Below are 20,149 nucleotides of genomic sequence, written 5' to 3'. Positions count from 1 at the left end.
AAGAAAGTATAACATTTTTGACTTTAAAAGTTCTCTAGCTGCAGGCACTATCTGCTGTGAAATTAAACTTCCAGTTAGAAAAGTAAAAAGCACTTTTCAACTGAAAGAACATATTTCTTCGCAGATGTGCAAGCGTATCCCGTTTTTCGTATTAATCAAACAAACCTGAGAACCAACTTGCAATGGATTGGAAGAAGTTTTTAATCCCATTCCATAATCCTTCTGTATCTGCGTTCGTAATTCCACCTAATCTCTCTCTTAGATCGCCTACAATGCTCTCTAATTGTTGTGTCACTTGACCAAAGTCAATATTAAGGTTACGCATTCTATCGAATAAATCAACTAGCATATCTCGATGTTCTTGTGTAAGTTGTAAGTTAAGTCTTTCTAATTGATCATTAATGATTTGCTCAATTTCTTCACGTGTCGCAGGATCTAGTTCTGAGATAGCTTTTTTGATTTCCGTTAACAATTCTGTTACTTCATCCGCACTAATCCCTTCTTCCTCTGCAAGCTCTGTTACTACATTTAGTTCTTGGTTCGCAACTTCCATTCGGTCTTGATCGAGAGACTCTCCATCCACATTAAATGCTTTGTAAATTCCGACTAACGCCGAATGACCAGTAACTCGTAGAGGAGATGCTACTTCTACTAATGCATTTTCTACCCCAGCTGTCAGCAATGCATTCGCGTACATTTCACGGGTTACTTGAGTGATATTCTCTGGTGTCACTACCTCTACAACCACACCATGACCTGCATCCTTATGTGTTACTTTCGCAGAGGAATACATATTGGAATTTGGATTACCACCAATAAAATTCTGTAAATCTTGTCCTGTAACAATATATTCTTCAACTTGGTCTGCGTTTGTCGCATTCAGAGACTCACGAACTTGGTTTCTTTGAGCTTCACTTAAAGCTTCCCCTAAAACTAAAACAGGTTTTCCGTGAAGCTCATCTATTACATCATCATTATCATCTTTCCCATCAGCAAAAACTATTGGGGATAGAAACGTTCCAATCAACAAGATAAATATCAAAAAACTAGATATTTTTTTCATATGAAGAATTCTCCTTTTTCATAAAGTTAGTCCTATTATATACCCTTCGTTCCAACGTGGAAAGATGTGTACGTACCTTTTTCTGAAAACAGTTATCAATTAAGGGAATCCCCCTAGTTAATACCTCACGACCTCATACCCTTTTTCCGTCAATAGCTTTGAAATTGCTGAATCACCTACAAAGTGGAGAGCACCGACAACGATGAAGTACGTATTTCCACTCTGATCTTGTAGAAGTTGGTCAATTTGATCGGTCATGGATATGTTTCTTTCCTCTAACATAACAGAATAAAACTCGCTACTTTCACGAGAGGTAGTAACATTGGCAGCATAGTTTTCCAGCGAAACTAAATCTCCGGCTCTCCAGATCTCTAGTAAACCAGCGAGATCATCTTTTTCTTCTAAAATACTATCCACTGTTTTTTCTAAGAGATAGGTTTGAACGTCTAAGGAGAAATTATTCAATGCTCTATACCTTGACAGCGTTAATTCTAAACCTAGTATTCCCATATTGTCTCGTAAGTTATCAAGAAAAAAAGATTCGATTCCAAAATCATAATCGTAGTCTAAATATGCGAAATGCATTTCTTCTAACACCATCCATAAAAACCATGGCTTGTACTCATCTATATCATCTTTCCTCCATCCATATTGGAGAAGAAGTTCTTCATATTTATCAAGTGCAGTGTCTAATTTCTCATATAGCTCATGGGGAAGAGTGTCTAGTAGAGAAGTACTTTCTGGAAAGCGAGTCACTTCCTGAAATTGTTCGAAATACTCATCAGAAAAAGGTTCAGTTACATCGATTTCAAATACGATATAGTCAGACTGTTCAAAAGCGTCTATTATCTCTTGGCGAATGGGATACAAAGCATCATTTCCTGCATGAATGGAACCGAGTAGATACACGGTGTTATTTTCTTCTGTTATTTTCCAAAGAAACCCTTGTGAATTATTAAGTGGCGTGTCAGGTTGTACATCGTTTGAACTGTCATTGCTAGAATTCCCAGGACTTCCCTCATTTTTACCACCATGTGCATTTCCTCCTTGCTCACATGCAGCAGTAAACATCAGTAACACGAACATTACGAAGGTTACAAACTTTTGCATCACAATCCCCCTTTCACTTAATATAAACTTGTCTATCTTAATTATATAAAGTATAGATGCTTATTAGAATCATAGGAAGATACTAATTTTTGTTATTATTTCGAAACACAAGAACCGCGAATAGGAAAATGCTATACTAGTAAAAGAGAATATCATCATGAGGGGATTGTTTTTTTGTGAATATCTTAGTTACAGGCGGTACGGGCTTCGTTGGATCAACTCTTGTGAAAAAAATAGTACAGAAACAGCACGTTGTGTATGTCCTTGCACGAAACCCAAAAAAGATAGAAAAGCTTCTTCACTGTTTTCAAGGTGAGCAAAAGAGACTTGTAAAAATAATAGAAGGTGACATAGCTTTAGATAATCTAGGTTTAAATACAGGGGAGCTTACAGAATTAGTAGGGAAGATTGATGTTGTGTACCATAGTGCTGCGTATTTATCCTTTGATCCATCTGATCGAGAGAATCTATTTCATGTGAATGTAGAAGGTACTAGGAACGTACTTGAAACTTCCAAATTCCTTGGAGTTAATAAGTTTATACACGTGAGTACAGCTTATACATTAGGGGAACAAAACACTGGACTCGAGCAATTATATCCTTTGGAGTCAACGAAGTTTGTAAATGCATATGAAGAAAGTAAGTGTCACGGGGAGCATCTTGTTATGTCTTACAAAGATGTATTCGATGTGACGATTATGCGACCAGGTATTATAATTGGAGATTCAGAAACTGGGGAAGCAGATACAAACTTTGGTCTATATGGAGTGCTTCGAGCAGTGGAGCTTTTAAAGAAGATAGATTCAAAAGTAAGTGAGGCTGGAGAAAGTGTATATCGATTGGTGATGGATAAATCAACAACATCTCATATCGTTCCTGTGGATTATGTTACAAAGCTCCTTGTATTAGGGCTTAGTTGTGGTAAGAAAAATACAATATATCATTTAACGAACCCACACCCACCAACGAACGAGCTTGTGTTGAATACAATAAAGGAAGTATTCGAGTTTGACTCACTTCACTTAATATCCGTTGAAGATGAACATACATTATCAAAACTAGAAGTAAAGGTTAATCATCAATTAGATGTTTTCAAAGATTATTTAAATCGAACAATTACCTTCCGCGATGAGAATACAAAGGAATTATTATCGCATGCTAATGAAGAGGAACTTCAGATGGATAAAGCAATGCTTTTGAGAATTGTAGAAGGGTATCTAAATCAGAGAGAGATGGTTATGAGTTAGACGTGGAGACAAGTTGTTTTAAGAGTTCCATATTGGTAAGGAAAATAAAGAATTAACAGTTAATGATTAACGAGACCTTTTCTTAAGTGAACTGGTCTCATTTCACATAAAAAAACAAACGAAATAGACTAGCTATTCTTCAATTCAATCTTTTCTTTTTTTTTGAAAGTATTATAAGGGAAATAATGGTATAATATGGTTAATATTATTTTGTTGGAGGGAACATGACATATAGAACCGATAGCGTACTATCATATTTGAATATTCTTCATTTACAACCTGAGAAACCTTCATTACAATTTTTGCAAAAGATTTGCCATGCTCATTTAAATACTTTTCCATTTGAGAATATTAGCAAACTATTATTTTTCAGAGATTGTACCGATAATCTTCGTATGCCTTCATTTAAATTATTTACTGAAAATTATAGCAAATATCATTTTGGAGGAACATGCTATGTTATAAACTCTAACTTAATGATTTTGTTGAAAGAGTTAGGTTTTGATTGTTATCATGTGATGCTCGGCAATCAACACATGGGGATTATAGTTAAACTGGATAAAGAACGATATTATGTAGACTGTGGCGCTACTGCTCCATTCTTTGAACCAGTCTCTTTTGAGAATGATAGTGGAAATGTATCTCAATTTGGTAAGGATGAAGTATACCTTTTGCCAATAAATCAAAAAAGGAAAAGGTATAAATATGTGCGATACATAAATGGCAAACAAAACGGTCAACCATGGCACTTTTATTCGAGAAAAGAAGCTAAAGTAGCTGATTTTCGAGAAGTGATTGAAAAAACAAATATCCCTAATGCACCTTTTATGTCTATTTTAAGGTGTCATTTATATCAAACTAGTAAACAGAGAAGTCTTTCATTAGTAAATAACAAATTCAGCATTCGCTACTCTTCTGGTGAAACAAATGTCATAACTTTATCATCAATAGAGGAGATGAGAGATGTGCTATCAGAAGAGTATAAGTTTCCGAAGCTACCAATAAAAGAAGCAATGGAAGTATTAAAGATATTAGATGTAGACATATTTCAGTAAAATGAGGAGGGAAATAATGAAAATTAAATTACTTGTTCCTTTAATTATACTTTACATACTTGTTACTATCGTACTTGTAACTACCAGAAATACAGGAGATACAATAGTAGATGTTCTAAGGAGCTTAGTAATAATGGCGGGATTCATTTGGTGCACTTTTTTTGTGATTTCTTGGGCACTAACAAGAGAAAATTGGAAGCTGTCCGCTCAAAAAGTGGTTATCCCAGCTTTCATCCTAGTTAATTTTATTGTAATCTATCAATTGGGCATACGAATGTTATTCTACTTTGATTGAATTATGGTAATTCAACTATCCTTCCCCTTCATACGAAATTGATGTTTTCTTTTTTTGTAAGTTTCCGTGATTAGGCAAATATTCAAATTATACATTTTGATAAATGACCAATTAGTCACCTAATTGGTCATTTTTATTTAAGTAAGGGTGTTATTTTCCAGCTGCTATGTAAAGACTGAGTTACTCATTTTTTGAAACTTGTTCGTTTTCATTTCGTAAATAGTTGTACTTAACTAAATAGCAATGAGGGTAACAAGAGAGGGTGGTCGAATTGGAGAGGGGGATAAAAGCATATCTTTTTTTATTGCTAAGTTTTTTGATCTTAAATGGTTGTAGCAGTGTAGATGATCAAAACTATGAATATGATCTTTTGAATGAAGAGGAGAGAATGGTTAAAAATCTTTATACTTTTGCAAAACTTTATGGATATATCCGTTATTTTCATCCAAGTGATGAAGCATATGAGTTAGACTGGGAACGGTTTCTTCTATATGGAATAGAGAAGGTAAAACATATTACCCATATCCACGATTTAAAAGAACAACTTGAAATACTTTTTAAGCCTATAGCACCTACTCTACAACTTTCTTTTTCAGATGAAAAGATTCAGAAAACAGAGCTCCCCGATAAAACCGAAGCAATGAAAATAGTTGGTTGGAAACACTATGGTGTAGGGTTACAAATACCAGGTTATTTTAGCGAAAGAGTTTTTTCAGAAGATCATGAGAAGATACTACTTTTTGAAGAAGAAATCCCTCCGCATTATGTTGTAAACCGAAAAATAAACGAAGATATTACTGTGTCTTTCCCCCTTACCCTCTATCATGATGGAAATAGAACATTGGGTAGTTCGGAGAGCCAATTAGAAGAATTTGATAAATTACAGCTGCTACTTAAAGAAATAAATATATATGATAATAGTCTATCCAATGAAAATATCAGAATCGCAGATACCGTAATTACGTGGACAATATTTCAACATTTTTATCCTGCCTTTGATATTGTTCAGGTTGATTGGGATAAGCAGCTTATAAATACATTATCTTCCACATTAACTGATGTAGATGCTACTGACTTTAGAGTAAGTTTACTAACAATGTTAGAACCACTACAAGACGGTCACATGGATGTACGTAATCCAGCACATTCAGAGAGATTTTTTCCGTTTCACCTTACTAGAATTGCTAATGATTTTGTTGTAACTGCTTCTGGTTTGGACGAGATTCAAAAGGGGGATATTCTTTTAAAAAAGAACGATCGAGATATCGCAGAAATTATCGACGAATATGAAAATATGATATCTGGATCAGTGCAATGGAAAAAATATTATTCCTTAAATGAATTATTGAGAAATCATACTTCTAAGCCAGCAGAACTAACATTTGACCGAAACGACGAACAATTTTCAGTTGCGATTTCTCCCCGCTTTACGCAAGAGTATAGGGGAGATGAATATAATAGATCTCGAAATTTTTATTATGTTGATGAAGATATTTTTTATGTAAATCTAACTGGAGCGGTGTATGTTGATCAGGCAAAGCACTATTTAGAAGAAATGCGTGAAGCTAGAGGGATCATTTTTGATATGAGAGGCTATCCATATGATTTTAACATTCGTTATCTTTTGGAATATATCATTGATCAACCTGTTGTCTCCCATCAATTCAATGTTTTACAGACTATATATCCAGACCAAGAACAGATTAGATTTGATAAGATTGAACCGTGGGAACTCACTCCAAAAGAGCCGAAAATTACTGGAGAAATTGTCTTCTTAATCGATTCATCAGCAAAGAGTAGACCTGAAACCATTCTAAATATTGTGGATTATTACGAATTAGGAACATTGATTGGTCAACCAACAGCGGGAGCAACTGGAACCATTCAATTAATGAAATTGATTAGTGGATTTGAAGTGATGTGGACTGGAATGCAAGTATTGGTCCAAGACGGCTCCAAACTAAATATTATTGGTATTGAGCCAGATGTTTTTGTTGAACGTAAAATGGAATCTGTACGAGATGGAATAGATGATTATTTAGAAACCGCTATTGAGTATTTAAGAAGGAATAATTGAAGAGATAGTTAAAAGTTAGAGTAATTTTACTAAAGATAAAAAAATTTTACGCTATTTTTATGTTACTGGTGTTTTGGATGACATGAGTATTTTTTCTGGAGGAAGTATGCAAGAATATAAAGTAATGAAAATAGATAATTTACTAGATTTTGATTTGGATTGTATAGTCAAGCAAAGCAAAGAAGAGGGTTTTCGTTTTGTAGAAAGATTACTAGATGATTATAAAAGTGGCACTAACACATTTAACCATTTGGGAGAGGCTTTATTTGCTATTTTGAACGATAAAGGAAAAATTATTGCAATTGGTGGAGTTAATCTAGATCCATACTCAAACGAGACGTATGTAAGGAAGAGTAAAAAGGTTTTATGTTTGTAAAGAGTATCGGAGGGAAGGATTAGGAAGTCTCTTGTTGAAAAAAATAATTCAAAATGCAAAAAAGCAATTTAAAGTGCTTGTACTTCATACAGATACGGAACAAGGTGCTCGATTTTATTCTACATTTGGATTTCTAAAGTCTAGTCATTATCCTAATTCAACTCATTATTTGGAGTTAAAATAGGTAGGAACTTACTAAGTGGAAGAAGTAATAATATCGGAACAAATTGTAAATTAGAGGTGAGAATGGTGGCCATAACAGGACTTAATCATTTTTTATTTTCGGTTTCTGATTTAGAAACATCTATCCAGTTTTACACGGATGTATTTGATGCAAAATTGTTAGTGAAAGGTAGAAACACTGCATATTTTGATTTACATGGTATGTGGCTTGCTCTTAATGTAGAGAAAAATATACCCCGTAATGAAATAAATGAATCCTATACACATATCGCTTTTTCAGTGGAAGGAGCTGAAATCGACAACTTGTACTGTAAACTAGAGGATCAGAATGTGAACATACTATCGGGTCGTCCAAGAGATGAAAAAGACAAACGGTCTATCTATTTTACTGATCCGGATGGTCATAAGTTTGAATTTCATACAGGTACTCTAAAAGATAGATTAGATTACTATAAAAAAGAAAAACCCCATATGGAGTTTTTTGATGAATGAATATAAAATTCAATTGAACGTTTTAGTCATTATAAAATCGATTTGTTCTTCGTCCCCCATATAAAAAGAGTGGGAATCTATTTGGACAAACCCCATTTTTTTATAAAAAGAAATGGCATTTTCATTTTTTTCCCATACACCTAGCCAAATATTCTTTTTATTATAATCCATTGCAAGTTCCATCGCTTTATGTAACAGATGTTTCCCAAGACCATGTTTTTGAAAGTCGTTCTTTACATAAACTCTCTCAATTTCTAGTGATTCATGACCCATTTCTTCCGACTGAGCATCATTAATATTGACCTTTAAATATCCAGCTACGTTGTCATTTAAATAGACGAAAAAGAAGTGTGAAGAAGGATTGGATAATTCTTTTTCTAATTGTTTTAAGTCAAATGCCCTTTCCAAATAGATTTTCATATTTTCAGGTGAATTTTGATCTTTAAAGGTATCATTGAATGTTTCAATACTCATTTCTTGAAGTAATTGTAAATCTTCCATGTTGCATTTTTTTATATGTACAGTCATGATAATCACTCCTTACTATCTTCAATAATTTCTCTTGTTTCCTTTTTTCACACTTTCCCAGTCTTTCTCTACATTTTTTCTTACTCTATGAAGGAGTTTGAAAATACTCTCTGCTTCTTCTTCGGTAAAACCTTCTAACGCAACCGAATTAGAGTAATTATTTTCTTTCATGATAAAGGGATAAACTTGATTTCCCTTCTCTGTTGAATAAAGTTTTTTTATTTTTTTGTTGTATTCATCTTCTTTCTTTTCGATAAAGCCATTTAATTCAAGTTTTTTTATTGCACGTGCTGCGGATGTTCGGTCCACTTTTATCATCTCAGCTAGCTTTTCTTGGATGATTCCTGGGTTTTCGTATATTCGCACAAGGTACAAATACTGCCCTTTTGTAAGGTCATATTCTTTAAATTCTATATTACTTATCGAATCTAGTGCTCTGGCTATCAGTCCGATTTCACGAAGTATTTGTTTCATATTACCTCCTAGAATTTTTTTGTTGTAAGTGCAACAATCTACTCTTCTTTAATTTACCTTATAATTGTTGCGTTTGCAACAAAAAAGAGAGGGGAAATGAATTTAATGTACTAGGAAAGTAAACAACTTCTTGTACTTAACCGATGAGTTATCCAATGTCACTTAATTAATTGCCATCCAATGTATCTATTTCTGTAAAATAACTAGAATGAAACAAGTTGAGGATATCATACATTCAAGAGGGAACCGAAATAAAAAGTTGGAGGGGCTTGAATGAATGGACAGATGGGGCAAGGACCTAAAGAAGTTGTTGTAGTTGAGCCTTATGTTTATGGAGCATTTTACAGTCTGATACGTAAGAGAGTTGTTATTGATACTACCCGTGGTCCAGTAAATGGAATTGTTGTGGATGCAAAACCAGATCATGTTGTTGTTCAAGAGGGAAACTCTACGTTTTTTGTTCGAATATGTGAAATTGTTTGGTTTATGCCGGAGAATTCCTAGAGGTACTTGCATGCTAATTGTTTGTCCAAAGAGATTGCTTATATTAGAGGTTGTTCCAGAAAGATGTAGTAATTTGGAACAACCTCCATTTTCTTTTAACCTTCTTTAATGATTCCCGTTTCTACATACGTGACTTCACCAGTATGAGCACTTATCTTTTCGATGGTTCCATGTTTTCCAGGGAAGTTCATGGTATAAGTTAAGTCATAAATAGACGTATCATCAAAGTTTTTAACGGAACGGATAAGCATCATTTTCATCTCATCGAAGTATCTTTTTTCTGCTTCTTCTAAAGAAATAGTTGGAACGATACGTAAGGATTTTAATTGGGACTCATTCACCTTTGTTGTAGAGCATTCACGAATCAGTCCAGTATACATCCCTACATGAACGATTGCATCAAAACCTTCTATTTTCATTCCCTTATGTTGACGGATGAAGGTAAATAGTTGAGTGGGTTCGGGTGGATGATAAGGATAATCATAATCATCATCTTCTTGAGTGTCTACCTCCTCTAATTCTTCGTCCGCTTCGTACAGTGCAGCGTCATTCTGTTGTGGTTGCTCTAACCAATACTTTTCGTGTATATTTCCAACCATTAATTCAAGAAACTTTGTAGCACGAACCTGTAACTCCTCGTGTACTAATGTGGATTCTGTTTTTTCCCAATTAACATCCGAAGCAATAAATTGACCAGTTGCATCTTCAAAGAACGAAACTTTATGATGAATTTCTTCTTCTGGATCAACATTATCAAGTGTTTCTTTCTCTACCCATAGCTTTGATTCTCCATCATCCTTAAACATAACAAATTCTTCTGTTATTCCGAGCATCTTTTCTAAGCTTTCCTCACACACTGTTTTTTCTAGTGAGTGAACGGGAAGTTCTTCTACATCCATAAATTCTAGAACGTTATCTATTGTTCCATCTACCTTAACCCCTGTTATAGCTGGATTTACACGATAGACAAGCTCCACAGTTTTATTTTCTTCAGCTAATATTGCTAACTCTATAATAGATTCGTTACGTAAAATTTCCTTTGCTTCTTCTTTTGATATTTGAAGATCCGGATACTCAAGTGTATACTCTTTTTTTCCAAGCTGAGCGGAAGTAATATCACCATTTTGATTCATATATAGCGTGCAACCTGTATGGGGGATAGGGATGCCTAGCTTTCCGTCTATCTCCTCATAAATAATGATATAATTGCCATTGATCCACTCTGAAAACATTCCGAATTCTACTTCACTAGTAACAAAGTCATTCACAAACTGCTCTGCCTTATGTAAAAATAGAGCAATTTTATCTTCAGGTAGAGGGGGAGTAGTATCTGGTACAGCCTCATCCTCATTATAGAGTTCTATATCGAAGCCTTGGAGAGAGCCATCTTCCTGAAAATGTACTTCTCCATACCATTCCTCTGTATGAGCATCCACGATCGATGTATCATATTCTCCTGCTATAATTTTAATTTCTGGTTGGCCTTTTATATATTTTCGTAGTTTATTTGCTATATTTTCCATAGGTTAATCTCCTTTTAGATTTACTAGTTTAATATGTTAATCGAATCGTGTAATAAATGGATACTAACTCCAATAGATGAAGGTCATCTGACTTCAAATCAATTCCAACCTTTCTAGATAAAAGGTGGTAGGGCTTTATTATTGCAATGACTTCATTTCGCTCTTTATGTATAACCTCGTAAGTGGATCCTACACCTGTTCTTTGAAAAATAAATTCATCTTCTTTTTTTTCATAAGTCATGCTTACATGGGTTGAAATCTTCGTATTGTCTCGTAATAAAAAGTTTTCGTCATGATGGTTCAAAGAAATGTTCCACTTCATTTTATATAGATTATCACGAAAGGATTGTTCCGTCACTTTGATAAATGTTTCTTCCTTTTCGGTAAGTCCTATGATGTTTATTTTTTCAAAACCTGCTCTGCTCATGAAGAGATTTAAAAAGTGAATAAAAAAACGAAAACGTCCTTGTATAGGTAACTTTTTTACGCTACCAACACATGTATGACCATCGTATATGTAAAAAGGTTTCTTTGAGTACTTTAAAAGAGGTACCGTTATATGTAATGTTTGCTCCATATCATCACTCCCATTGGTTATATACGAGACAATGATAAAAAGGTTCCTTCTTATGTGAAAAGTGAATACATTTTTGAATTGTTGTATAGTAAAAAGATAAGGAGCGATAAAAAATGATAGACTTAAATTTTGAGAAATACTCGGAAATAACGTTAACGAATTTATATATAAAAGAAGCATTCCCTGTTCAGCATTGGGTGCACTGTATCGTAGGTTTTTCATCGGAAGAGATGCCAGAGGATATTGTGGATCCTGAAATCCTCGTCATTTTAAATGAGGACAAAGAGGCTTTGCAAATTATTTTGTATGAAGAAGGCTGTGACTCTCCGAATTATCAGTTAACTGATAGTGAAAAAACACAAGTGAAACAGTGGATTTCAGAAGCAAACGATATAATGTAACAAAAACGGTTCTTGCAATAATCTTGCAAGAACCGTTTCTTTTACTTAGACAGTGTCCACTCTATTTTTTCCACCAACAATTTCAACACGTTTTCATCTAGATTTGCTTCCTTTGTATGTGCGGGAGTAAAGCAGCATACCTTTCCTTTTCCAAAAGGATGCTTCCAAGCGGCGAGGGAATCTCCGTCTACGCCAGTGCTCCATAGGTCTACTTCTGTATTTTCCGAGTCACAAACAACAAAATATTGTTCATCTACTAGTGGAAAAGTATTTTCTCCCGTTTTTTCATCTTCTTTCAGCATATATGTTACATCCTGTAATCCAGGGGGATGGAAATCAAAATAGCCACGAAGCATTTGAATGTAATTGCTATTGTTATCATAACTAGCCATTCCTGAATGCCAAGCAAGGACGCTGCCACCTTCTTCTACGAATCGAACAACCTTCTTATCCAGATCATCACGTAACCAAGTGATTACTTTTTCATCTTTGGGATTCAATGTACCCATTTTCCCAATTATAAATAAATCTGGTTTTGCATCAAGTACAGAGGAAACTTCCTCGTGTGTAATATACTGAAGATCAATATCCATTGTTTTTGCAAGTCTAGATACAGCAGCTTCTAAGCCAGGTGTCATATTTTCAGCAGGGTGCCAGTAGTCTCCTAGTAATGCCACGATTTTCATCATTATCTCTCCTTACCAATTAAGTTTATTTCCTTGATAATCAATGTACATATGCTCCTCAACGGAGGGAGAAGCTAGTATTTGCTTAACGATTCCCATTGCCGATTCCATCGCATCAATGGTTGCTTCGTGATTAAATGTTCCTAACATGTAGGATTTCACATAGCCGGGGTGGATGGATAGAACCTTGATCCCATATTCTTGCAAGTGATTTTGTAGGATTTTCCCTTGCATATTGAGTGCAGCCTTTGACATGCAATAGCCATATTCTTGTTTTCGATAAGCGTCGGAGATACTTCCTGCTTCTGAAGATATATTCACAAGCATTTTCCCGTCACCTTTCAGCAACAAAGGGGCGAGAGAGTGAGAGATTCGTAATGGACCTAATACATTCGTATCATAGATTTTTTTCATGTCATCGAAATGAAGTTCACCGAAGATATCTTCGGAACGATCTTGAAATAAGGCGGCATTATTTATAAGGATGTCCAATTGCCCATCCTTATCTTTAACGAAATTAGAAGCAGCATCAACAGATTCTTGATTTGTCACATCTAAGGAAACGATGTCAAGCTCTTCACGATAATGACTTTTCAGCTCAGACAGTTCCTGCCAATCAGGCATAAATTGCCCCGCAAAGACGTGATAGTCCTCTTGAAGAAAAACCTTCACAAAGGCTAGTCCTAAACCTCTGTCCGCACCTGTAATAAATACACTCTTCTTCATTTTCATCCACACCTTCTCCTAGTATGAAAACAGTTACATAGTATGTAATTCGATACTCAGTGTAAATCTCCTTGTAGTTTTAACTTACTTTTATGTTAGAAAGCATTACATAATTTCCATGAGAGACGAAAAAGAGAAATAATGAAATACAAAAAAATAGAAAGGAAAATATGGAAATATAGTAACCGTTTCCATTGTTGCTATAGCTGTTCTTGTCGTAGTCAGAATAAATAAAATAATTTAAATTATTTAAAAATAGTGTGTAAGATAACATGACACGATAATACATCGTGGCTTTTTTATCCTATATGATTAAATTTATCTTATAAAAAAAACATGTTAGTTATTATTACATACGTCATTAATGATGAAACAATTGGAGGCTAGTTGCATGTATAAAGACACAATTGAAACTCTAAATAACATGGCAGTAACGAAAAAAAACTTATTAAATGATAGTTTAGCAAGATTTCTTGTATCTGCTAGTTTGGCAGGTGCCTACATTGGACTAGCGGTTGTACTAAGTTTTTCTCTAGGTGGTCTATTCTCTGAAATGTCTGGTCCGTTAGCGTCCTTATTAGTTGGTCTATCATTTGGAATAGCTCTAGTATTAATCATTTTTGCTGGAGCTGAGCTGTTTACTGGAAATAATATGATTTTTACTATTAGTTCCTTGTCTGGTGCGACCACTTGGGCAGAAACAACCAAGAATTGGTTCTGGTGCTATATTGGTAATTTGCTAGGTGCATCGCTTTTTTGTATCTTGATTTTGTTTTCAGGTATCTTCTCAAATATCTCCAATGATCATTTTCTTATGTCAGTAGCCGCAAACAAGATGAGTTTGAGCACAAGTGAGTTATTTTTTCGAGGAATATTATGCAATTGGCTTGTTTGTTTGGCTATATGGTGTACACTTCGCACAAAAAATGATGCTGCAAAAATCATGATAATTCTATGGATTTTACTCACATTTATTGTCTCTGGATATGAGCATAGCATTGCAAACATGGCTATTTTAGGATTAGCACTAATCCATCCTAGTCCAGACACAGTTACATTTGCTGGTTATCTCAGCAATCTAATTCCTGTAACGTTAGGAAATATGGTAGGTGGAACAATTTTTGTTGGCTGTCTGTATTGGATAATTAGTCCGCAACGAAAAGAAAAGGAAAGCGTAGCTATGAAAAGTTCCTTATCTGTTAGAAAATCTGTTGCTTCATTGAAATAGATTATTGAAAAAAAGGGAGAGTGATTACATTGACAAAAAAACTTGTATTAATTGGAAATGGAATGGCTGGAATTCGAACCATTGAAGAAATTTTGAAAGTCGATCCAAACCAATTTTCTGTAACAGTATTTGGTGAAGAACCACATCCTAACTACAATCGAATCATGTTATCTTCTGTTCTACAAGGTGATTCCACAGTGGATGATATCGTATTAAATGAATACAGTTGGTACGAAGAAAACAATATCGAGCTTTTAGTGGGAGACCCTGTGTTGAAGGTTGATACAGAAAAACAAGTGGTAGTTAGTAAAAATGGTGTTGAGCGTGAGTATGATAAATTAATTTTTGCAACAGGTTCAAATGCCTTCATGCTTCCGTTACCTGGTGCGGACTTAGAAGGAGTTATTGCTTTTCGTAATATTAAAGACTGTGAGACGATGATCGAAACGTCCAACCAATATAAAAGAGCAGTTGTTATTGGCGGGGGGTTATTAGGACTAGAGGCAGCGAGAGGACTACTTAACTTAAATATGCACGTAGATGTTATTCATATAGCAGATTATCTCATGGAGCGACAACTAGATGAACTGGGAGGGAAATTACTGCAGGAAGAACTAGAGGCTCAAGGAATGACGTTCCATTTACGAAAAAATACGAAAAGAATTGTTGGTAAAAAACGTGTTCAAGGTATTGAATTTACCGATGGAACTAGCTTGAAAACAGATCTTGTTGTGATGGCTGTTGGTATCAAACCAAATGTATCGTTAGCTCAGGAAGCTGGTCTGATAACAGAAAGAGCCATTGTTGTGGATGATTATATGCAAACAAGTGCTCCCAATGTATATGCCGTTGGTGAATGTGCACAACATAGAGGAATTGCATACGGACTTGTTGCCCCTTTATATGAGCAAGGCAAGGTGTTAGCAGCCCACATCTGTTCAGAAGATGGCACATTGGAGAATGGATATGAAGGGTCCCTTGTATATACGAAGCTAAAGGTATCTGGAGTGGATGTATTTTCTGCAGGTGAATTCCAAGATAGCGAAGGAACAAAAGCAATCCGCATTCACGATGAATTTGAAAATACGTATAAGAAAGTTGTTATGAAAGATAGCAAGGTTATTGGTGCCTTATTATTTGGTGATACATCTGACTCCACGCGTTTACTTGGCATGATGCGAAATGGTGATGATATCTCTGGTATGAGTAAAGCAGCACTTCTTCCATCGGAAAGTGGAGAGCCACAGGTTAGTCCTGTAGTCGCCATGGCAGATAGTGATAATATTTGTGACTGTAATGGGATAACGAAAGGCCAAATTTGCTCTGCTATAACGGAAAATGGATTTACAACAGTGGAACAAGTGAAGCAGTGTACGACTGCTGGACGTTCTTGTGGTGGTTGTAAGCCACTTATCGCAGACCTAATCACAGCAACAGCAGGAGTAGAAGTAGGAAATGCACCAGAACCGATGTGTGGTTGTACAGAGTATACACATGAAGAGGTTGTTGCAGAGATTCGCAATCTAGGGCTTTCACATCCACGAGAAGTAATGAATGTGTTGGGATGGGAGTCAGATGAAGGATGCTCGAAATGTCGACCTGCAATTAACTATTATTTGAAAATGGTGGACCCAATTAAGAATACAGATGATCCAACTTCTCGCTTTATTAATGAGCGTGCTCATGCAAATATTAATCATAATGGTACGTTTACCGTTGTTCCAAGAATGTACGGTGGAGTTACGAATTCTGATCAATTACGTAAAATTGCCGATGTAGCTGATAAGTATAGTGTTCCTCTCTTAAAAGTAACAGGAGGACAAAGAATTGACTTGTTTGGAGTTGAAAAAGAACACTTGCCTAGTGTGTGGGAAGACCTTGGAATGAGATCTGGTTCAGCTTATGCGAAAGCATTACGTACCGTAAAAACTTGTGTTGGAGAGCAGTTCTGTCGATTTGGGACACAAGACTCCATTGGTCTTGGGATTGAACTGGAGAAAAAGTTTGAATACATTAATACACCACATAAAGTGAAAATGGCTGTATCAGCTTGTCCGAGAAACTGTGCGGAATCTGGCATCAAAGACTTTGGTGTTGTCGGTGTAGACGGTGGCTGGGAGTTGTATGTTGGAGGAAACGGAGGGGTAGACCTTCGTGGCGGAGATCTTTTCTGTAAGGTGAAAACGAAAGAGGAGATCATCGATACGATAAGTGCATTTATGCAATATTATCGAGAAAATGCACGATACTTAGAACGTACTTCTCACTTCTTAGAGCGTGTAGGACTAGATCATATGAAAAAAGTAGTGCTTGAAGATGAAGCTGGTCGTCGTGAACTTATTGAACGTATGGAACTAGCACTTTCGACAGGGAAAGATCCTTGGAAGGAAATTGTGGAAAACAAGGAGCTTCAACAAGAATTTAAGAAGAAAAAAGTAGAGGTACTGTCTTAAGGGGGAGAGGCATTATGAGTAAAGTGGAAACAAAAAAGCGAGTAAAGGTTTTGAACGTATCTGATTTAGCTGTAGGAATCGGACAGCGGATAAGCGTTGATGGGGAAGAAATCGCCCTATTTAAGCAAAAAGATGGTTCGGTGAAAGCAATCCAAAATAGCTGTCCACATAAGGGTGGTCCATTATCAGAAGGAATCGTTAGTGGAGAACATGTCTTTTGCCCCCTTCATGACTGGAAGATTAATATGAAGGATGGTAAAGTACAAGCACCAGACGTGGGCTGTGTGAAAACATATGAAGTAGCAATTCAAGAGAATTTCGTTTATATTGAGGTACCAATAATAGAATAGGATTTTGGTGAAAGAGAGTGTTCCGCGTGGGTGGAGCACTCTTCTTTTTAAAGGCTATTATTTAAGATTCTTGGTATTCAATCTGATTCAGGACTGTCACCTTGTGTTAAATAACCCGTCCGAATAAAACTCTTCCTCATCTAAGACGTCCAAGTGGCATCCAGACGTCTTTTTGACTGTCCTTTAACTTAACCTTATTTTTATGGAATAGTAGAAACAATTTGGTGGAAAAGAAGTCTCCTATTTTTGCTACAATAGTTTTATGTAGTAAAAGACGAAGCTGTTATGGAAGGAATAGAAAAGGAGCAGTGAACAAATGGAAAAGGAAGACTATCAGTTTCAAAGTGTCATTAAATCGGAGGAAGAGCTTCGTTCTCTTTTGGGTTATCCAAGTGAGGTAGTAAAAAATAAAGTCATTACATATCTGGATCGAAACTGCAAAGAGTTTATCTCTAAGTCACCATTTTTGGTGCTTTCTACAACGGATACGACGGGGTGTGACGTTTCTCCAAGAGGGGATCAAGCAGGTTTTGTAAAGGTGTTAAGTGAGAATAGATTACTTGTTCCTGAAAGACCTGGAAATAAAAGAATGGATTCATTAAGAAACATACTTTCCAATCCAAGTGTAGGACTGCTATTTCTTATACCTGGTTTAGGTGAGACCTTAAGAGTAAATGGAAAAGCGACAATCGTAAGAGACGAAGATCTACTTGAAATGATGTCTGTGAATGGGAAAAAACCACTTCTTGGTATTGTGGTAGAGGTAGAAGAATGTTTTATTCACTGTGCAAAGGCCTTTCTTCGATCAAACCTTTGGGAGCCAAGTTCGTGGCTGGAAACATCCATGTTGCCTTCACCTTCCCATATGTTGTTTGAACATATCAGTCTACCTAATACTAGCCCCTCTTCTATTAAAGAAGGACTGGAAGAAAGCTATACAAAGAGGCTTTATTAAACTGGAAATTATAGTAGAGTAGGATTGCGCAGTTGATCTCTAGGGTATTTTATATTCGTGAAACATTGTATTGGCTATTTCGTATACCTATATATAGTTGTTTGCAAGGATGGTGGTTCGTGTTGTTTGAAATAATTGCTGCAATCGTTATTATGTTACCGTTATACGCTGCATTAATATGGACGTATCTTTTTCCAGAAGAAAGTATGTTGTTTGGGAATAGATGGATGTATCGAGATAGGCCTGAGTTTTCAGAAAGAGCCATTCGCTTTACGAAATTTGGCGCTAGCACCGGACTCATTTTTCTCCCTATAGCTCTCATCTCGATTATATTTGATAGTAACTTTATTATCCTTTTGATGTTTTTAGGATTTTATGTTTATTTGTGTTTCGGTTTATATAGATTGTTCACAAAATAATAATGGAACAACGTGGGTTGCCAATGGAATGAAGCTGTATATAAAATATCTAAGGGTGTACCGAAAATGGCACACCCTTTTCGGTATAGTATAAAATGACATAACCAATTCTTCACTATATTTCATTTCCACTTATATTGATATAATAGTAAAAGCGAAAAAAATAGATCGAACGTTTATAGATTGATAGGGAAAAGGGGAGAGAACCAATGAAATTTTTTCATACTGCGGATTGGCACTTAGGAAAGCTTGTTCAAAGTGTGTATATGACAGAAGATCAACGTTATGTACTGCAAGAATTTATCAAGGCGGTAGAAGAGGAAAAGCCTGATGCGGTTATAATTGCAGGAGACTTGTATGATCGAGGAGTACCTCCTACGGAAGCGGTTCAGTTACTAGATGAAGTGTTAGAAAAAATTGTGCTGCAGCTGAAAACTCCAGTTTTAGCGATAGCAGGAAATCATGATAGTCCTAGTCGACTTGATTTTGCTAATAAAATAATGAAAGCGAATGGCTGCCATATTGTTGGACAACTATCAAAGGAAATGGAGCCGATAGTTCTGAAAGATGAGCATGGGGAGGTTCATTTTCACCTTGTTCCATATGCAGATCCAAGTATGGTTCGTCATACGTTTGGTGTTGAGGACATACGTAATCATAATGATGCTATGAAAACAATTACAGATGAGATAGCAAGAAACATGAATGGAGATGCTCGTCATGTTTTTGTAGGACATGCCTTTGTTACACCTAAGGGAGAAGAAAAGGAAAATACGAGTGAATCAGAACGACCTCTTGCTATCGGTGGTGCGGAGCATGTAGATGCGAGGCATTTTTCGAAGTTTCACTATACGGCTCTCGGTCATTTACACCAGGCACACTTTGTAGGAAATGAAACGATTCAATATGCAGGTTCCCCTCTTAAGTACTCTATTTCGGAGGAAAAACATAAGAAGGGTTTTTATATTGTGGAAATAGATGAGAACGGAAAGGTAGAGTTGGAGAAGCGATTACTAACTCCAAGACGAGATATTTGTAGAGTAGAATCAACGATGGAAGAGTTACTAAAGCATCCGAAAAATGATGATTATGTTTTCGTGCGTCTGTTAGATGAAACACCAATTCTCTCTCCAATGGAGAAGGTGCGCTCTGTTTATCCAAATGCCATGCACGTGGAACGAAATATCTTTATTCGCAATGGAGTAGATGGTCAAGAAGAGGAAAGAACGGAACGACATACAATGGATGATTTATCTTTATTTCGAGCCTTTTATCAGGAAGTAAAAGGAACAGAAGTGTCGGAGGAAACAGAAGAAATTTTTAAGGAAGTTCTTCAAGACATTATGATTGAGGAAAACGAACATTCGAAGCTAGCTGCACAAGAAATTGCTGCAACGAAAAATGAGCGAGAGGAGTGAACATGATCG

23 protein-coding genes are annotated in these 20,149 nt (G+C 35.8%); 15 read left to right on the top strand and 8 right to left on the bottom strand.

The window, feature by feature from the left end; all coding sequences use genetic code 11:
* Positions 1–151 precede the first annotated feature (151 nt).
* Both ACERII_RS05985 and ACERII_RS05980 read right to left on the bottom strand, forming a co-directional pair.
* Complete coding sequence (locus ACERII_RS05985; RefSeq protein ID WP_373640784.1) at positions 152–1,063, bottom strand: DUF1002 domain-containing protein; 912 nt, start codon at positions 1,061–1,063, stop codon at positions 152–154.
* 117 nt (positions 1,064–1,180) lie between these two features.
* A complete protein-coding gene (locus ACERII_RS05980) occupies positions 1,181–2,173 on the bottom strand; it encodes a TraB/GumN family protein (RefSeq protein WP_373640783.1) in 993 nt (330 codons plus the stop codon).
* A 176-nt stretch (positions 2,174–2,349) separates the two neighbouring features.
* On the opposite strand from ACERII_RS05980, the gene ACERII_RS05975 reads away from it, so the two are divergent.
* From ACERII_RS05975 to fosM, 7 genes are all read left to right on the top strand, one after another.
* Positions 2,350–3,420 carry an SDR family oxidoreductase gene (locus ACERII_RS05975; RefSeq protein ID WP_373640781.1) on the top strand — a complete coding sequence of 357 codons (1,071 nt, stop codon included), beginning with the start codon at positions 2,350–2,352 and terminating at the stop codon, positions 3,418–3,420.
* A gap of 224 nt (positions 3,421–3,644) precedes the next feature.
* Positions 3,645–4,475 carry an arylamine N-acetyltransferase gene (locus tag ACERII_RS05970; RefSeq protein ID WP_373640780.1) on the top strand — a complete coding sequence of 277 codons (831 nt, stop codon included), beginning with the start codon at positions 3,645–3,647 and terminating at the stop codon, positions 4,473–4,475.
* 16 nt (positions 4,476–4,491) lie between these two features.
* A complete protein-coding gene (locus tag ACERII_RS05965; protein ID WP_373640779.1) occupies positions 4,492–4,770 on the top strand; it encodes a hypothetical protein in 279 nt (92 codons plus the stop codon).
* Positions 4,771–5,158: 388 nt separating this feature from the next.
* Positions 5,159–6,847, top strand: coding sequence for a S41 family peptidase (locus tag ACERII_RS05960; RefSeq protein ID WP_373640777.1), 1,689 nt, complete (start codon positions 5,159–5,161; stop codon positions 6,845–6,847).
* An 82-nt stretch (positions 6,848–6,929) separates the two neighbouring features.
* Complete coding sequence (locus tag ACERII_RS05955; RefSeq protein WP_373640776.1) at positions 6,930–7,223, top strand: hypothetical protein; 294 nt, start codon at positions 6,930–6,932, stop codon at positions 7,221–7,223.
* Positions 7,224–7,257: 34 nt separating this feature from the next.
* Positions 7,258–7,407: a hypothetical protein gene (locus tag ACERII_RS05950; RefSeq protein WP_373640774.1), complete on the top strand. Its 150-nt coding sequence runs from the start codon at positions 7,258–7,260 to the stop codon at positions 7,405–7,407.
* Between the two features lie 62 nt (positions 7,408–7,469).
* The gene (gene fosM / locus ACERII_RS05945) at positions 7,470–7,898 is read left to right on the top strand and encodes a FosM family fosfomycin resistance protein (protein ID WP_373640772.1); all 429 of its coding nucleotides are present in this window, start codon (positions 7,470–7,472) and stop codon (positions 7,896–7,898) included.
* 9 nt (positions 7,899–7,907) lie between these two features.
* Here the strand turns inward: fosM and paiA are convergent, their stop codons facing one another.
* Positions 7,908–8,426, bottom strand: coding sequence for a spermidine/spermine N(1)-acetyltransferase (paiA, locus tag ACERII_RS05940; protein WP_373640771.1), 519 nt, complete (start codon positions 8,424–8,426; stop codon positions 7,908–7,910).
* 21 nt (positions 8,427–8,447) lie between these two features.
* Positions 8,448–8,900: a MarR family winged helix-turn-helix transcriptional regulator gene (locus ACERII_RS05935; protein ID WP_373640769.1), complete on the bottom strand. Its 453-nt coding sequence runs from the start codon at positions 8,898–8,900 to the stop codon at positions 8,448–8,450.
* Positions 8,901–9,173: 273 nt separating this feature from the next.
* Here ACERII_RS05935 and ACERII_RS05930 point away from each other — a divergent pair, with 273 nt between their 5' ends.
* Positions 9,174–9,404 carry a DUF2642 domain-containing protein gene (locus ACERII_RS05930; protein WP_373640768.1) on the top strand — a complete coding sequence of 77 codons (231 nt, stop codon included), beginning with the start codon at positions 9,174–9,176 and terminating at the stop codon, positions 9,402–9,404.
* A 95-nt stretch (positions 9,405–9,499) separates the two neighbouring features.
* Here ACERII_RS05930 and ACERII_RS05925 read toward each other — a convergent pair whose 3' ends face one another.
* Positions 9,500–10,927 carry a hypothetical protein gene (locus ACERII_RS05925; protein WP_373640767.1) on the bottom strand — a complete coding sequence of 476 codons (1,428 nt, stop codon included), beginning with the start codon at positions 10,925–10,927 and terminating at the stop codon, positions 9,500–9,502.
* Positions 10,928–10,955: 28 nt separating this feature from the next.
* Complete coding sequence (locus tag ACERII_RS05920) at positions 10,956–11,504, bottom strand: tubby C-terminal domain-like protein (protein ID WP_373640765.1); 549 nt, start codon at positions 11,502–11,504, stop codon at positions 10,956–10,958.
* 113 nt (positions 11,505–11,617) lie between these two features.
* Between ACERII_RS05920 and ACERII_RS05915 the strand changes: the two genes are divergently transcribed.
* Entirely contained in the window at positions 11,618–11,905 is a 288-nt protein-coding gene (locus ACERII_RS05915; protein ID WP_373640763.1) for a hypothetical protein, read from the top strand.
* A 41-nt stretch (positions 11,906–11,946) separates the two neighbouring features.
* Here the strand turns inward: ACERII_RS05915 and ACERII_RS05910 are convergent, their stop codons facing one another.
* Together ACERII_RS05910 and ACERII_RS05905 are read right to left on the bottom strand one after the other, a co-directional pair.
* Positions 11,947–12,591 carry a ThuA domain-containing protein gene (locus ACERII_RS05910; protein WP_373640762.1) on the bottom strand — a complete coding sequence of 215 codons (645 nt, stop codon included), beginning with the start codon at positions 12,589–12,591 and terminating at the stop codon, positions 11,947–11,949.
* A gap of 12 nt (positions 12,592–12,603) precedes the next feature.
* Positions 12,604–13,323: an SDR family oxidoreductase gene (locus ACERII_RS05905; RefSeq protein ID WP_373640761.1), complete on the bottom strand. Its 720-nt coding sequence runs from the start codon at positions 13,321–13,323 to the stop codon at positions 12,604–12,606.
* Positions 13,324–13,708: 385 nt separating this feature from the next.
* Between ACERII_RS05905 and ACERII_RS05900 the strand changes: the two genes are divergently transcribed.
* The 6 genes from ACERII_RS05900 (at position 13,709) to ACERII_RS05875 (ending at position 20,140) form a co-directional block, all read left to right on the top strand.
* On the top strand, positions 13,709–14,545 hold the full coding sequence (locus tag ACERII_RS05900; RefSeq protein WP_373640760.1) for a formate/nitrite transporter family protein: 837 nt from the start codon (positions 13,709–13,711) through the stop codon (positions 14,543–14,545).
* 29 nt (positions 14,546–14,574) lie between these two features.
* Positions 14,575–16,998 (top strand): nitrite reductase large subunit NirB, encoded by a 2,424-nt coding sequence (gene nirB, locus ACERII_RS05895; protein ID WP_373640759.1) that lies wholly within the window; start codon positions 14,575–14,577, stop codon positions 16,996–16,998.
* 14 nt (positions 16,999–17,012) lie between these two features.
* Complete coding sequence (gene nirD, locus ACERII_RS05890; protein WP_373640757.1) at positions 17,013–17,348, top strand: nitrite reductase small subunit NirD; 336 nt, start codon at positions 17,013–17,015, stop codon at positions 17,346–17,348.
* 316 nt (positions 17,349–17,664) lie between these two features.
* Entirely contained in the window at positions 17,665–18,303 is a 639-nt protein-coding gene (locus ACERII_RS05885; RefSeq protein WP_373640755.1) for a pyridoxamine 5'-phosphate oxidase family protein, read from the top strand.
* Between the two features lie 119 nt (positions 18,304–18,422).
* Complete coding sequence (locus ACERII_RS05880; protein ID WP_373640754.1) at positions 18,423–18,722, top strand: hypothetical protein; 300 nt, start codon at positions 18,423–18,425, stop codon at positions 18,720–18,722.
* Between the two features lie 209 nt (positions 18,723–18,931).
* The gene (locus ACERII_RS05875; RefSeq protein ID WP_373640753.1) at positions 18,932–20,140 is read left to right on the top strand and encodes an exonuclease SbcCD subunit D; all 1,209 of its coding nucleotides are present in this window, start codon (positions 18,932–18,934) and stop codon (positions 20,138–20,140) included.
* The last annotated feature ends 9 nt before the right edge of the window (positions 20,141–20,149 follow it).

The sequence above is a fragment of the Evansella sp. AB-rgal1 genome, assembly GCF_041820985.1.
In the GTDB taxonomy this organism is placed as follows: Bacteria; Bacillota; Bacilli; order Bacillales; family Salisediminibacteriaceae; genus Evansella.
Note: the sequence above shows the minus strand (reverse complement) of the source record. Positions and strands in the feature narration are given on the sequence as shown.